This window comes from Massilia genomosp. 1 (assembly GCF_011682185.1).
Taxonomy (GTDB): Bacteria; Pseudomonadota; Gammaproteobacteria; order Burkholderiales; family Burkholderiaceae_D; genus Telluria_A; species Telluria_A rubra.
The window spans coordinates 26067-40269 of the sequence record NZ_WHJF01000066.1 but is presented as its reverse complement, the minus strand read 5'-3'; the positions used below and the strand labels follow the sequence as shown (position 1 = coordinate 40269).

9 protein-coding genes and 2 pseudogenes are annotated in these 14203 nt (G+C 60.9%); 5 read left to right on the top strand and 6 right to left on the bottom strand.

Going from position 1 to position 14203, the window contains the following annotated elements:
* Positions 1-41: 41 nt before the first annotated feature.
* Entirely contained in the window at positions 42-398 is a 357-nt protein-coding gene (gene tnpB, locus F1735_RS22000; protein ID WP_166882622.1) for an IS66 family insertion sequence element accessory protein TnpB, read from the bottom strand.
* A complete protein-coding gene (gene tnpA, locus F1735_RS21995) occupies positions 398-715 on the bottom strand; it encodes an IS66 family insertion sequence element accessory protein TnpA (RefSeq protein WP_166882621.1) in 318 nt (105 codons plus the stop codon). Before tnpA ends, tnpB begins: the two co-directional genes overlap by 1 nt.
* Before the next feature lie 81 nt (positions 716-796).
* Here tnpA and F1735_RS21990 point away from each other — a divergent pair.
* Positions 797-1407: pseudogene (locus F1735_RS21990) on the top strand (IS5 family transposase); the annotation flags it as partial.
* 922 nt (positions 1408-2329) lie between these two features.
* On the opposite strand, the gene F1735_RS21985 reads toward F1735_RS21990, so the two are convergent.
* Together F1735_RS21985 and F1735_RS21980 are read right to left on the bottom strand one after the other, a co-directional pair.
* Entirely contained in the window at positions 2330-2752 is a 423-nt protein-coding gene (locus tag F1735_RS21985; protein ID WP_187364321.1) for a type II toxin-antitoxin system VapC family toxin, read from the bottom strand.
* Positions 2749-3003 (bottom strand): type II toxin-antitoxin system prevent-host-death family antitoxin, encoded by a 255-nt coding sequence (locus F1735_RS21980; RefSeq protein ID WP_167238939.1) that lies wholly within the window; start codon positions 3001-3003, stop codon positions 2749-2751. The genes F1735_RS21985 and F1735_RS21980 overlap by 4 nt, the downstream gene beginning before the upstream one ends.
* Positions 3004-3118: 115 nt before the next feature.
* Between F1735_RS21980 and F1735_RS36675 the strand changes: the two are divergent.
* Positions 3119-3229, top strand: a pseudogene (locus F1735_RS36675) (IS6 family transposase); the annotation flags it as partial.
* A gap of 132 nt (positions 3230-3361) precedes the next feature.
* Here the strand turns inward: F1735_RS36675 and F1735_RS21970 are convergent.
* Entirely contained in the window at positions 3362-5761 is a 2400-nt protein-coding gene (locus F1735_RS21970; RefSeq protein ID WP_167238938.1) for a glycosyltransferase family 2 protein, read from the bottom strand.
* Positions 5758-7692 (bottom strand): glycosyltransferase family 2 protein, encoded by a 1935-nt coding sequence (locus F1735_RS21965; RefSeq protein WP_167238937.1) that lies wholly within the window; start codon positions 7690-7692, stop codon positions 5758-5760. Before F1735_RS21965 ends, F1735_RS21970 begins: the two co-directional genes overlap by 4 nt.
* A 488-nt stretch (positions 7693-8180) precedes the next feature.
* On the opposite strand from F1735_RS21965, the gene F1735_RS21960 reads away from it, so the two are divergent.
* Genes F1735_RS21960 through F1735_RS37910 form a run of 3 tightly spaced genes read left to right on the top strand, consistent with a single transcriptional unit; the run spans position 8181 to position 14172 of the window.
* Positions 8181-10109, top strand: a complete 1929-nt coding sequence (locus F1735_RS21960; protein ID WP_167238936.1) for a hypothetical protein — start codon at positions 8181-8183, stop codon at positions 10107-10109.
* Positions 10106-12190 (top strand): CgeB family protein, encoded by a 2085-nt coding sequence (locus F1735_RS21955; protein WP_167238935.1) that lies wholly within the window; start codon positions 10106-10108, stop codon positions 12188-12190. The genes F1735_RS21960 and F1735_RS21955 overlap by 4 nt, the downstream gene beginning before the upstream one ends.
* Entirely contained in the window at positions 12187-14172 is a 1986-nt protein-coding gene (locus F1735_RS37910; RefSeq protein WP_167238934.1) for a glycosyltransferase, read from the top strand. The genes F1735_RS21955 and F1735_RS37910 overlap by 4 nt, the downstream gene beginning before the upstream one ends.
* Positions 14173-14203: the final 31 nt, after the last annotated feature.

Here is a 14203-nt window from a genome sequence, read left to right as displayed (position 1 = left end):
TTTGCGACGGCTTCTGGCATGCACTATTTTACCAAATCCCCCTATGAAACGGAACCGAAATGCAAGGTTTTATGAGGAGCATTTCGCCATAAATCGAAGCCTTCCAACAGCCATTCAAACTGCTGTATCGTCACCGTTTGGGTGGCTCCGTCGGCCTCACGCGGCCATGCAAATTTTTCCGCCTCAAGACGCTTGAGCCAAAGGCAGAAACCATTGCGATGCCAGTACAAGACCTTGATCTTGTTGCGATGCCGGTTGACGAACACGTACAAGGCGCTTCCGAAAGGATCGAGCTTTAGTTCCTGCTCAACCAGCGCTGACAGTCCATCAATCGACTTCCTGAAGTCGACCGGATCGCGGCACAGATAGACCTGTTCGATACGACAGCCGGGGTGCATCAGCGCGCTCCCGGGTGTGACTGCTCCAGCGCCGCCAGCCAGACCGGTGCCGGCAGCGCGGCCATCTCGAGGCGCAGCCCCGACGGCAAAATCAGTGTGCAAGCGGCCGATGGCGGCGCGGCCTGTGCAATGCGAACGGCGACGAATTTGCCGTGTACCGCCGACGCTGCCTTGCCGTCCACCGTCAGCAACTTCTGGCGCCAGTAGTACAGCGATGCCAGCGACAGACCATGACGCTTCGCGTAGACAGTCACCGCGACGCCTTCCTGCCGAATCGCGGCAACGTGCTTCTCCCAAAAAACGGTCGTGTTTTCCATGCTTGCTCCGGTATCAAATCGAAGTAGCAAGAATGCGGAAATTCGGATTAGCCAGCAAGTCTGGGGTTTATGGAGCGCTTACAGCCGACTACTACGGGATTGCACCTCCTGGTCGACAGCACGGGCATCAAGATGCTGGGCGAAGGCGGGTGGAAGACCGAAAAACATGGGGCCGACTACCATCGCCAGTGGCGTAAGGTCCACCTTGGCATTGACGCGGCCACGCTGAAAAACCGTGCCACTGAAGTGACCGACAACGCCACAGGCGATGCGCCGATACTGCCATGCCTGCTCGACCAGATTCCCGCCGACGAGACTGTCGCACGCGTCAGCAGCGATGGTGCCTACGATACCAAAGGCTGTCATGAAGCGATCACGCAACTTGCGGCACAGGCGGTTTCCCAACTCGCAAGAACGCCCAAGCCATGGAAGGACCAGCGTCCTGGCGCCACAGCCCGAAGCGCCATCCTGGCGGCCACGCGCTTGCTGGGCAGGAAAATCTGGAAGAAGTGGAGCGGCTATCACCGGCGCAGCCTTGTCGAGACCAAGATGCGTTGCTTCAAGCTGCTGGTGAACGCGTCATGGCACGTGATTTCGGCCGCCAGGTCGCCGAACTATAGGTCCGCGCCGCCATCCTCAATCGGTTCACCCGGTTGGGCACGCCCACGACTATTGCGGTTACCATGCCGTAATTCCGCCTGGGGTCAAGTAGGAGCGCCCCATACGCGTGATTGGGCGATACCGAAAAATCCAGCCAAGTGGATAAGACTCGACGGTTTTCTAAATCAGAAATACTTGATGGCATATGTATATGATATTTCAGTCAAGTAATTTTACATAAAATCCGATGCGCGAAAATCGTCCCGTTCGTACTCAGCCAAGTACGCAACATAGGCATGGAGGAACTTGCGCAAAACACCGAAAATACCGCAAAATTCGCTCCAATTTGATAGTCTGAAAAACTTAATCTTGCGAAAATGGCATTCAACACGGTAACTTCATGACGCCCGACTATCTTGCCATTGCGCGGGCAGACGCATTTGGCGACTTGCCGGCATCGTCCTGGCAAAGGACAGAGCGGCTAACTTAAGTTTTTCGTAACTATTCAGCCCTTATAAATCAATGGGTTATGGGATTTTCACGCTTGAAAAGGCGTGATTTATGCAGTTTTTATGAAAAAAGCCGGGTTTTCGCGTTTTCAGTTGTTTTCAGATGTCCGCAACCCATTGATTTTAAATAGATTTTTACAGCCTTCCCAGAGGCTGAATAGTCACAGTTTTTCCAGCGCACCACCATGAAAGTAGGGCGCTTTCCGCCGCCGAGCACCAAGCACGTTTAAGCCAGCCCAACACCTGCTCCGCTGGCTTTTTCATGCCCGTAGCATCCCCTTCACCGGGTTGTGTGCATTAATTTTTTCGGCGATATCGGCATACGACATGTGGACTTGCCCTCGCGATTTGACACTACCTGTTGTGGTCAATTTTTTGGGATTTTGCTTAATGCGACAGAACTATTTTTTACGCTGACCGGGATGGTCCGTCCAGTTTGATGCGCACAGTGCCGTTCAAGGGAGAATTCCACCTTTTGATCAACAACGCGACAGCATCCCTTTTTCTATTTCTGCCATGGATTAATAAGAGGCACGCCAGTCAGCTTGAAGTCGATGATGTTCCGAGTGACCACAATCATACCGTGCTCCAGCGCTGTCGCAGCTATCAGCGCATCGCGCTCACTCCGTGGGTCCGGAACATGCAACGCAGCACATCGTCGGGCAACGGCTGTATCGACAGGCAGCGTCCGAGATGAGAATTCGCACAATACGTGCTGCAAGAACCACACCCCCAGAACTGCTGCTTGTGTCGGGTCCCTTCGCTGTACTTGCAGGATGCCCACCTCCAGCTCCATGATGGTGATGCTAGATATGAACATATTGGAAGCATCAATGCTGCCGGCCCAGGCCGCAACATTTGCGTCAGCTTTACCGGAGAACACCTTGCGCAGCTCCGACACTACGTTAGTGTCAAGAACATACATCATGAAAAATCGGCAGGCTTGATCGCGATGTGTGCCCTGCTTGGCTCAAACTCCACCTCGTCGGCTCCAGGCATAAATAACGCCTCGGCTATGCTGCGCTTTTGCCTCGTAAGCCGCTGATACTCCTCGAAGGTCAAAAGCACGTGCGCAGGCTTACCTCGGTCGGTGATGAAGACAGGCCCGTTAGCAGTAGCGCGCTTGGCCTCATTTCCAGCTTGGTTAAATTCCCTGCTTGAGAAAGTGGTGATGGTCATGTTTGTCCCCTGACGACAATGAAAGTAGATATGTTACTACATCTTTGACAGGAAGTGTATTTCGGTCAAAAAGTTCTGTCGCGTTATTGATCGAACGGCGAAATTTTTTCGGGAACGCGCCATCAGGCGGGTAACCAAGCCCATGCTCAACTTCAAATCGTTCTGGACCGTCGGCTCGGTGCTCGCTGGAATCGAGCTGATGCACATGATCCGCAAGGGGCAGTTCGAGATCGACGGTGCCGATGCGATGTCGTTCGCCGAACAATTTTTTACCCTTGCAGGGATGGTCCGTGCAGTTGAGGCGCACCGTGCCGTTCCAGGAAAATTCCGTCGTTCGCTCAACAACGTGACAGAATCATCATTCATCCGAATCCCGGGAGCTTGCCCGGACCGCGTTGACGCACGCTAGTGCAGAATGTAGCCTTGCCTGGCGAGGCTCCCGCGGACGCGGAGGAAAAGCCAGTCCGCTGAACGCAAAACAGGATGCTTCCAGATTCAGGCTGGGATGATAGGCTGGATCGCGCAACAGTAAAGGGCCCCAGCGCTGCCGAAGGTGTTCGATTTCACGCTGCGCGCGACTGCGCTTTTGCGGGCTGTCTTCGCTACCGCGGCTGGCGGATTCGGCGTGCAGGAGACGTGCTGCGGGGGTCCAGACGATGGTTTTTCCGGCAGCACGCAACTTGAGACACAGATCAACATCGTTGAAGGCGACGGGGAACGCGTGTTCGTCCATGCCGCCGACTGCCTCATAGTCGGTTTTGCGGATCAGCAGGCAGGCTGCCGTGACGGCGCTCACCTCGCAGCTCAATTGGTTTCGACCGTGATCGCCCCAATCGCCATCGGCGAGATTGTTGCCAAAATGGCCGGCAACGTTGCTGACGCCGAGCAAGACGCCACCGTGCTGCACCATGCCATTCGGCCATAACAATTTTGCGCCAACGGCGCCCACGCCAGGGCGCAAGAGATTCTCCAGCATCGCTTCCAGCCAGCCATCGTGCAACGCTTCAATATCATTATTGATCAGGCCGATAATTTCGCCAGTCGCGTGGGCGACAGCTGTGTTGTTCAGGGCGGCGTAGTTAAACGGCCCGGGACAGGCAATCACAGTCACGCCGCGCACAGCGATCTCGAGAAAATATTGTTTGCTTTCAGCTAGCACAGAACCATTGTCGACGATAATGATGTCGAGGCCGTCCCACTTGGTATGTCTTGCAATGCTGTCAAGGCAACGCTGCAGCAGGTCGATACGGTCGCGCGTTGGGATGATGAAGGTCACCTTGCAGTTCCGTCCACTGGAGGTGAGCGGGTAGACCGGCCGGCGCGCGATGAATCCGGCGTCGGGTGGCGCATCCCGCAGAGGAAGCAAGGCCGCTCGCGGCGTCGTGCTCGCCAGCGCCTGCGCCGCCGCCATGTAGCGTTGCTGTTGTTCGCCGGGAGTTAATGGCGTTTCAAATCGGTAAAGGACGCGCGGCACGTGGACAATACTCTCGGCGGCGCACGGCCACAACTGTGCCAGTATATGCCAGGCAAACTGTGCGGCATTGGATGGAACAGGGCCTTTTCCCAGCATCTTGCGCGCCACGTCGGCATCGACCAGCATCAGCTCAAGCGGATAATCGCTGGCGAGGGCATAGTCTGGACTCCACGCAGGCTTGAACCATGGTTGCCCAGCGCTTTCACTGTCGGTATACACCACCCGCGCCGACGCTAGCGAAAACCCGTCAAGTCCACGCGCGATGGCGTGAACGGGAATGGTATCGCCGCTGCGCACGCAGGCGATGACGTCGCTGTCGCTCGTCAGCATGGCCTGCAGAGCCGCGTTAAACGTGCTCCCCGCCGCGATCGCTACGAGATTTGCGACTGGCCACGACTGGGCATTCAGACTGGCAATCGTGCGCTCCAGCGCAGCGCTGTCGGAACTGCCAGTGACGATAATGCCCACACGTCGTTCGATCAGTGGCGGCTGGCACGCGTCTGCGGGCTTCTCGAACGCTGCCGACCAGGCCGCGTAATAGTCCATGCCCAGGCTGCGTGGCAGCCTGCGTTCGTAATTGTCAATTACGGCATGCAAAAGCTGCGTTGCCGGCCCGATCAAGGCGCTAGCGCCGTTCAAAGCACAACATATGGTAACCGGACTGCCATTGAGCGCAATGCCATTTTCGTCGACCACATGAACCACATGGCGGCGACCGTCCGCCAGTTCAGCAGGCAGGTCAAGTTGAAAACCCGTTTGTTCGGCAGGGCTGCCACGCAGGCCAGGCATCGTTTTGGCCGCACGCGTCTCGGCCAACATGCGTTCGTCCTCGTAGGCGCGCACGAGCCGGACAGCGGCACCGGAAAAGAGCGGACAAGCCCAGCCTTGTAGGCGCAAGCCGCCATCGCTCGATACCTGGTTCATTGCGGCCGGGGGAATGGCCTGTGGCGTTGACCGGTTAATCCTTCCGGGCAGCATCCAGCTGGTATTGGCAATATGGACGGTAAGGCCGCCGTCGGAGAAGGGATCGAGCTCCCTCAGGTCGGCCGCGAAGCCGTGGCAATGATCGGCGCGCGCTCCCCCAGCCTCGCGCAGGCGTGCCGCGAGATCGTGTCGGGCAATATCGGCGACGGTCGTGGCGACCGATTCATCATGCAATCTGACGTCGACGACGACACGGGCCCCGGTATTGGTGGTATCTGCGGCCCAGCCATACAGAAGACCTTCGTGAATGCCTTCAACTTCCCCTATCCAGCGGTCGGGCGTGGAGTGTTTTTTTTTCATTTGCGAATGCGGGTTGCGCTTGTCAAAGCGGCGCCTGCGCTTGCGTGCGAGCGTTCCCACTCGGACAGCCAGGCTAGCGCGTCGAAACCGGCGGCCATGCGGGTCACCGCGATTCCCTGCGGTACCCGCACGCCAGGCGGTGCTAGTAATACGGTACAGCCTGCCAAACCAAGCACCATCGTGTCGTCGAATAGCGTATCCGCTTCACCGGCAGGCGGGATGACATCCACCACGCCGGTACGCCACAATGCTTCGATCGCCTCGCCCAGCACCAGTAGTCTGATCGGCGGCGAGCGCGTGTCTCGCGCGGACAAACGGCGTGCCAGCAGCATGATGGCGGCGGCATGGACGCTGTCGGCGACATGACGCCAGACGCCGATCCGCAGGCTGTGTCCTGGAAGTGCGGCAAGTATGAGGCGCAAGCGCAACTGCCCGGCAGCTTCTAACTCGTCGGGTATGACGAGTGACCGAGCGCGCGGCGCGCTGGATGCAGGGGAGGGGGGCTGTTTCGTGCGGGCTAAATCGGACACCGACATGGCGCCGCGGTCGCGGTGCCTGCGCAAGGCGTCTTCCCGGTCTGCTGCCGCCCTGGTGTGCGCTAAGTGGACGCCACTTGCGACGATTGCGCGCAAGCCGGCCGCGCGTGCGCGCTCGCACCAGTCGCTGAGCGCTGCAGCGTTGCCGCATAGGCGGGGATCGAGGGCGCCGATCAGCCCGATCGCATGTCGACTTAACAGTGTCACTCCTCCATGGCAAGCCTGCGCATGCTCATGAACAGGGCGCTGACCCTGCGCGGCGCGGTGACTCCCCGGTGTTCGATCCGCATCGATGGCCGTATCGATTTGCCTGGAACCGGGCACCACAGCGGCCGCGTCCGCTGCGCTGTCGAGCAGCACGGTCAGCCGGTCGATCCAGTCCCCGCTTACCCATGCCAGCGCCGGGATGAGCAAGACGTCATCGGCAGGACAGATACGTAGCGCCAGGTTGACGGACTTGACGAACCCGATCGGCTCTGCATTGCGTAATAAAGTCGCCTGGTTTGCAGAAGCCCATGTGCCTAGCCATGCCGCCGTGTCTGCGGAAAGGCCATCGTCCACCACGATCAGGCGAAGGCGCGTGCGATTGCGGGGCAAGGTGTAAAGCAGATTGTCGAGACGGGTGCGCAGCGCCGGCGTATCACCCTCGAGCGGTAAAATGAGCGCCACCAGGCGCCGCCCATCCGCAATCGGCAAGCGCGCGCCAGCGGAGTATTGCCGACTCTGCGCTTGCGATAGCGGTGAGCCGGCCAACGCGATTGCGGTGGCCGTGCCCGACAGGAGCAGCGTAAAAGGGCCATCGCCATGCGACGGAGCCAGGTGAAACAACTGGCCCCCTGTCGGCACTTCGTAAGTGCATTCGCCATCGGCGCTCAACAGACGCAGACGCGTGCGCGCAATGTCGTGCGCGGAGAACAGCATGGCGGCGATGCGATTCTTGTCTTGCCAGCATGCGCCGAACAGGGTCAAACCGGCAGCGCGCAGCAAGTCGACCAAGCTAGCGTGCGAGCCGCTACGGCAGCGTTGCGCAAGGAAGGCCAAGCCAAGCTGCACGACTTCGGCGCTCTCACCATCGGACAACAAGGAACGCAACAAGTTATCCTGGAGCAGTGGTTGCTCGGGGTCGCGCTCCCATGCCTTGCTCCACGCCGCCGCTGCCATCGAAGGCAGCAGGTGCTGTACCATACTCGCGCGCAGCAGTGCTGGAATGCTGAGCGTGGGCTTGCTTCGGCATACGTATTCGACCGCCAGCATCGCGGCAGCCGAATCGCCTTTATCGAGCAGGTCCAGCGCACAGGACAGGAGAAGATCATGCCGGCGCCGTGGCACCAGGCATGCGAGCAACAAGGAAGGATGTCCGCCGTTGGCGTATGCCATGGAAAAATCAACTGTCATGCCGGGGGCATTCCAATTTGCGATCCGGGCGCCACGTTACTGCGGCGGCAGCGCGCGAGTTTGACGCAGTCCGCGCCATGCGTGCCGCCGATGCCGCCAGCATCGTCCCGGTGGACCCGGTACGCGCCCGGCGAGCGAGGATTGCTGCCACATGCTGGCCGCGTGATCGCCTGGCCGGCGATGCTGCACAAGGGTGCTTTACACATGCTTCCTCTCACGATGTCCGCCACGCGCCTGGAAAATACCTGTGACAGCTCGCATAGCGACGCCAAAAAACCTGGCTACCAGGCTTGACATGGCATTGACGAGCGACCGTTCTTCACAGTGTACCTAATGGCTCGTTTCATCGCTGTTAAACAAGCCATTGTTGTGTTTATGCATCATGGCGCCGACGTTGCCGGCGATGTTACTATGGGCTGCAATCGGAACCCGGAGAGCTGTGCGGTCCCTGCCGGCGTCACGTCAATCCCGACTTTCCTACACGACCTATGAAGCATCTCTGTCTCACCGGTGCGGCCCAAAGCGATCTGGACAAGCTGGCTGTCCTGCTGCGCGGCGCCGGTCTGGCACCGGCGGCGGGCGCCGCAAGCGATGCTGCCATTACAATCGATTATTGGCATGAGCAAGTGCTGGCCTCGGCGGACGCTGCGAGAACGCCGGTGACCCCTGGCCCGCCATGGGAAGGGCTTGCCAAAGACATTATCCTGGCGAATGCTCCTTTCCCGGCCTGGGGATGGGCCCATGCCGGCAGCGTCCTTGTGGCTGAATTTTGGCTGAGGCTGGATCCGGATCTTTGTTTCGTTCTGGTCAGTTCTTCCCTGGAACATGTGATGTCCCACGTATTGGCGAGCGCTGTGCCGTCCATGCCGCTTGCGACGATCATTGCAAGGTGGCAGTGCGGGCAGCGGCGGCTTTTGTCCTTGCATTCCCGCCATCCGCACCGTTGCCTGCTGGTCGATGCCAGCGACTGTCTGGACCATGGCGCCGCCTTTGTTGCTCGCTGCATCGATCAGTGGAAGCTACCGCTGCACCTTGGTCAAGCGGCCATCCCTCATCCGGTCCGCAGCGATGGACTGGCACGCCTGCTCGCGCAACAGATTCTCGGCCAGCAGGGGGAAATGGCCGAATTGCAGCACAGGCTTGCATCGGCGGCATCGCGTTTTGGCAATGGCCGTTCCCCCGGCATCGTCGCCGACCCGCGCGAGCATGCGATCGCCGACTTCCAGGAGCATGCCCGGCTCTTCGCGCATCACGAACAGTACGCTAGCGAGTGCGAACAGGCGCTACGGACTACGAACGGCAGGCTTCAGGAAGCATTGATGGCACTCGGCGATGCCGAGCAGAACGCATACCGGCTCAGGGAGACGGTGCTCGAGAACGAACTGATGAATGCGCAAATAGCCCGCATCGCGGAAAACATGGGTTACCTTGCTGTGCGCAATGAGCGGATCGAGCACAAGTGGCGCGGTTTTCTTGATTCCACGCCTGGCTATGTGCACTACGACACGCTGGAATTGCTTGTCCAGGGCAATGGCCGCACCCGCTGGCGCATCACCGAGCTCGAAAGCGCCGGGCTGGCGATTCCCGTCATGGAATTCGACACGCTGGTGATCGGCTCGCTGGCCGGCATCGTGCTTACTCGCGCCGGGGCCGCGGATGCGCCGCTGTCACGCTGGCCGCTGGCGGCCGGCGCTGGCGAGGAACTGCTGCTGACGGCCGACGCCATTCCGGACGCCGCCGGTCCGGATGTCGTTGCCGACATCGGCACTCGCGACTGGCGGATGCTGCGTGCCCTGGCAAGCCTGCTCGCGCAACTGACGGCAGCGCCGCAACAACACGGTTTTCTCCCTGCCTTTCCCGCACAGGCTTTGCATGCAGGCATGTGCCGCTTGAGCAACATGCTGGAAAACTATGCGCACGTGCTGCGAGTCGACCGTCTCCACCTCAAACGCGAACAGATCAATGCTGACTATGAACATCTATGGCTCAGGGCCGACACCCTGTCCTTCATGGCGGATGCTTGGCCCGAATGGGAATTTCGCCTGGCTTGCGCAGAAGTGGGGCCAGAATGCTTCGGGACGCATCCCAAGCTCGAGTTTTTGGCGGGAGGAACGCCGGCGGTCCTCGAACACTGGTTTGCCGAGTCGGCCGATGCTGCCGAGGACAGGATGGAACTACGTTTCGCGCTTCCGGATGCGGTTGACCTGGGTATGTGGCAAAAGCTCTCGGCGCGCGACCAGGCGCTGCTATGCTCGCTGATCGAACGATTGCCAGACTGGCTTGCTACGCTGGAACGGGACGGCGCCCTGTTGCGCCGTCCCTGGTCAGACTGGACTGCGCTGGCACGTCATATCGCATCGATCGCCGCCGAGCGCCTTCCCGGTGCAGCGGCCGCGCTGCGCTTGCCGCTGCCATGACCGGCCACCCTTCTGCACGCCCGCTCGATAGCCTGCGCGTGGCGGCGATCCTGGATGATTTCACGTCGCGCGGCTTGGGCCCAGAATGCAGCTTGCTGCCCTTAAGCCTGGACAACTGGATGAGCGAGCTAGGCAGTTTTGCTCCCGATTTGCTGTTCGTTGAGTCGGCCTGGTGGGGCCATCGCAAGCAATGGCACGGGAAAATCAGCCATGCCGCCCCGGTGCTGGGGCAACTATTGGCATGGTGTAAGGAACATCATATCCCGTCCGTATTCTGGGGCAAGGAAGATCCGGTGCACTACGACCGCTTTCTGGCCGCGGCCAGCATGTTCGATAGCGTGTTTACGTCGGATATCGACTGCGTCGCACGCTACAAGCAGGCGCTTGGGCATGATCGCGTGTATGTGCTGCCTTTTGCGTGCCAGCCGCGCGAATACCATCCCGTCGAGCGCGACGAACGCGCCGTCGCTGCCTGTTTCGCCGGCGCGTATTATGTACGCTATCCGGAGCGCACACGCGACTTGCGCACGCTTGTCGATAGCGTCCAGGCGTTGATGCCGGTCACTATTTTTGACCGCTATCTGGGCAGCGGCGACCACAATTATGCCTTCCCGGATGCGTACCGGCAGCTGATACAGGGCAGCTTGCCCGCCCACGCGGTGGCGGAGGCCGGCAAACGCTACCGCTACGCGATCAATCTCAACACCGTCAAGCGATCCGGCTCCATGTGCGCGCGCCGGGTGTGCGAATTACTGGGTTCCGGTACCACGGTCGTCAGCAATGATTGCTTGGGCGTGCGCAGGCTGTTCGGCGAGCTCGTCATTTGCAGCGACGACGGCCAGGCCGTAAGCCGCCAGCTGGCATCGCTGGTCGGGGACGAGGCCGCGCGGGCCAGGCGCACCGTGGCCGGGGTGCGCAAGGTGATGCAGGAGCATACCTATGCCCGCAGGCTGGCAAGCATTGCATCGTGCGCTCTGCGGCGCCCCTTGGTCGTGCCGGTTTCGTCGGTGCTGCTGGTCGGGTATGCGGCGTCCCCGGCGCAACGCGACGCGATCCTGCAATCGGCTTTGCGTCAACAGCACCAGCCATGGCGTTTGCTGCTCATCATGGGGCCCGGCGTGGCGGGCGGCGCAGCCGCCTCATCCGATGCGCGCATCCGGACGCTGGCGCACGCCGAGCTCGGCGAGCACGCCATCGGCACCCTTGCGCCAAGCGGGTTTGCCTGTGCGTGGATTGCGCCGCTGGTGGCGCAAGACTATTATGGAGCGCATTATCTGACCGATTTGCTGCTTGCAGCGTCGTACAGCAATGCTGAGGCATTTTGCAAGCGGGCACACTTTGGCGTCGTGAATGGAGAAATCGTGCAAAACTCGATGGAGTGCGCCTACCGCGCCTGCAGCGCCGTGGCCCTGCGCAGCGCCGTGGTGAGGCGGCGGTGGCTGGACGGTCAGGCGGCCGCGCGCTGGATCAGGGACTGCGCCGGCATGAGCGTCGCTCTCGATGGGCTGGCAATCGACCCGTACAACTATTGCCGCGATGCCGACTTGCTCGATCCGGCACACTGCGCTGCAAGCCTTGCGCAGCACGTCGACGACCTGCTGCTCGACAAGGGCCTGGTGATCGAGGAGCTCGAGCGCCAGGCCATGGCGATATCGGCCCTCGCGCAGGCTGCGAGCCGGGTGCCTTACCTTCCGGCCAGCAAGCTCGCCGCCTGGTTCGACCCCTGGGGCGGGAGCCAGACCAGCGCCGAACTGGACCGGTTTGGCTGGCATCTTGTCTCTGAACTGCAGGACGGCCAGAGCGAGGAGGTGTTCGCGCGCTTGCCGGTGGGGGCGGCGCAGTTGCGCGCCTTGGGGGTTTGGCGCTTTTTTCTTGAAGCAGGCAGCGGCTTGCCGGTGCACTTGCTGGTCGCCTGCATCGACGTGCACGGTGCGACCCTGCGCCAGGACGCATTCTCCTGCAATGTCGATGAGGAGCTGATCTTGCCTTTTGGAACGCGTATGCTGCGCCTGGGCTTGCGCATGCAGTCGAGCGGCAGCACCCGTCTACATCGGCTCTGGCTCGGCTGGAGGCCGCAGTGAGCGGCGTTGTCCTGCCCAAGGAAAAGATGCTTAAACTCATCTGGATGGTGCGGCCGGATCTGCGCCGCGGAATAGGCGAGGGCGACCATCTCTCGCATGCCTTTCAGATGTGGTGGCAGCTTGAGAGCGGCGCCAGTTTTCCTGCCTGGAGAAGCGGTGATCCGCTCGGCCAGGACGACCTGCTGCGGCCGCTGCCAGCCTGGCCCAGTAACGGCAGTTTCGGCATGAGCAAGGTATTGCTGCACCTGATGGAGCAGCGTGCCGATCTGCGCGCCGCCTTCGACGTGGCGACGGAGGAGGGCCTGTGGGCCTCGGTGGCATGGTTGTTTGCGCACGGACTGCGTGAATACGGCTTGCTCGAGCGCGTCGACGGCACGGTGATCGCCGCGCTCGATGCGGCGCCAGCCTTCCTGGCGCTGGACGATCCCCGCTGGGCCGGGCAGCCCCGGATCAGCTGGCTGATGTTTTTCGTCTGGCGCAGTATCGAGCAGCTTCGCCAGAACTTCGATCTGGGTACAGTCGAAGGCCAGATGCTCTACGTGCACTGGTTCCTGTTCGATGGGGTACCCAGCCTTAGCCTGCAGCCGCTGGTGGCGCAACGCTGGCGCGACTGGCTTACCGAGGCCACCAGCCATGCGGGCAGCGTTAAGACGGTAGCGCGTGCGGCGGTGTTGCTGTGGTACCGGCGGCCCGGCATGCAGGAGGCAGGCGATATTCGCACCCAGGCTGGCTGGCATGCCCTGTCCGCCTGGGCCGGGCAGGCATGGCAGCACGATGATGCGATTTCCTGGGTGGCGGCGCGGCGCGATTCGGAGCGCGCGCGCGCGCGGCCTTTCGGCGTCAATCTGATCGGCTTCGCCTACGGTGAGCTGGGCATTGGCGAAGACGTCCGCATGGCCGTAGCCGCCTGTGAAGCAGCAAGCATTCCCTTTAGCGTCATCAATATCCACCCAGGCGACTCCTTGCGTCAGAACGACCGCCTGCTGGCGCCCTACCTGGCAGACGGGGCCGGCGCGCAGCAGGCGCCCTACGCCATCAATATTTTTTGCCTGACCGGTTCCGATACCGCACGTGTCTACCTTGAACAAGGCATGGCCTTGTTTCAGGATCGCTACAACATCGGCTGGTGGCCATGGGAGTTGCCGGTCTGGCCCAGCGAATGGAAGGATGCCTTCGATGTCGTCGATGAAGTATGGGCGGCGACGACATTCACGCAAGTGATGTATGAACAGGCGGTGGTGGGCATGCAGCGGCCGCCGCAGGTGACACGCATGCCCTTGCCGGCCAGTGTGGCGCGCGCCGCCGCGCTGGGCCGGCGCGATTTCGGCCTGGCCGAGGGGACCTGCGTGTTCCTGTATGTCTTCGACTTCAATTCCTATTTGTCCCGTAAGAACCCGTTTGCCGCGATCGACGCATTTCAGCGCGCCTTCGGCGCACACGACCAGTCGGTCAGGCTGGTGCTCAAGACCATGAACAGCAAGCCGGGCAATCCGGTCTGGATGCGTTTCGTCGAAGCCTGCCTTGACGATGAGCGCATCATGTTGTTCGACCAGACCCTCGACCGCGGCGACATCCTGGCCCTGGTCGGCGCATGCGATGCCTATGTGTCGCTGCACCGTTCGGAAGGGTTCGGGCGCACCATGGCCGAAGCCATGCTGTTCGGAAAACCGGTTGTGGGAACGGGATTTTCGGGTAATGTCGATTTTCTTCGCGACGGCACGGGGTTTCCCGTTCGCTGGAAAAAAGTCGCGGTGAAGGAGGGCGAATATCCCTACGTGGTCCCCGCCGACAGCGCCTGGTGGGCGGAGCCCGATCTGGACCATGCCGCTGAACAGTTGCTAGCTGCAAAAAAAGCCTGCGCCGACCGCGCCTTCGCCGCGCGCGTGCAATCATATGCACATGAGACATTTTCTGAACGGCGGATCGGCTTGCGCATATTGGAGCGGCTCACGCAGCTTGTCCGGCAAGCGGGTGGGCACTGATGCGGCACGCTTGCCGTCGGCGCAGCAGTCT

Coding starts and splice junctions, on each gene's coding strand:
- tnpB (WP_166882622.1), bottom strand. CDS start 398: ATGCACCCCGGCTGTCGTATCGAACAGGTCTATCTGTGCCGCGATCCG.
- tnpA (WP_166882621.1), bottom strand. CDS start 715: ATGGAAAACACGACCGTTTTTTGGGAGAAGCACGTTGCCGCGATTCGG.
- F1735_RS21985 (WP_187364321.1), bottom strand. CDS start 2,752: ATGATGTATGTTCTTGACACTAACGTAGTGTCGGAGCTGCGCAAGGTG.
- F1735_RS21980 (WP_167238939.1), bottom strand. CDS start 3,003: ATGACCATCACCACTTTCTCAAGCAGGGAATTTAACCAAGCTGGAAAT.
- F1735_RS21970 (WP_167238938.1), bottom strand. CDS start 5,761: ATGAAAAAAAAACACTCCACGCCCGACCGCTGGATAGGGGAAGTTGAA.
- F1735_RS21965 (WP_167238937.1), bottom strand. CDS start 7,692: ATGACAGTTGATTTTTCCATGGCATACGCCAACGGCGGACATCCTTCC.
- F1735_RS21960 (WP_167238936.1), top strand. CDS start 8,181: ATGAAGCATCTCTGTCTCACCGGTGCGGCCCAAAGCGATCTGGACAAG.
- F1735_RS21955 (WP_167238935.1), top strand. CDS start 10,106: ATGACCGGCCACCCTTCTGCACGCCCGCTCGATAGCCTGCGCGTGGCG.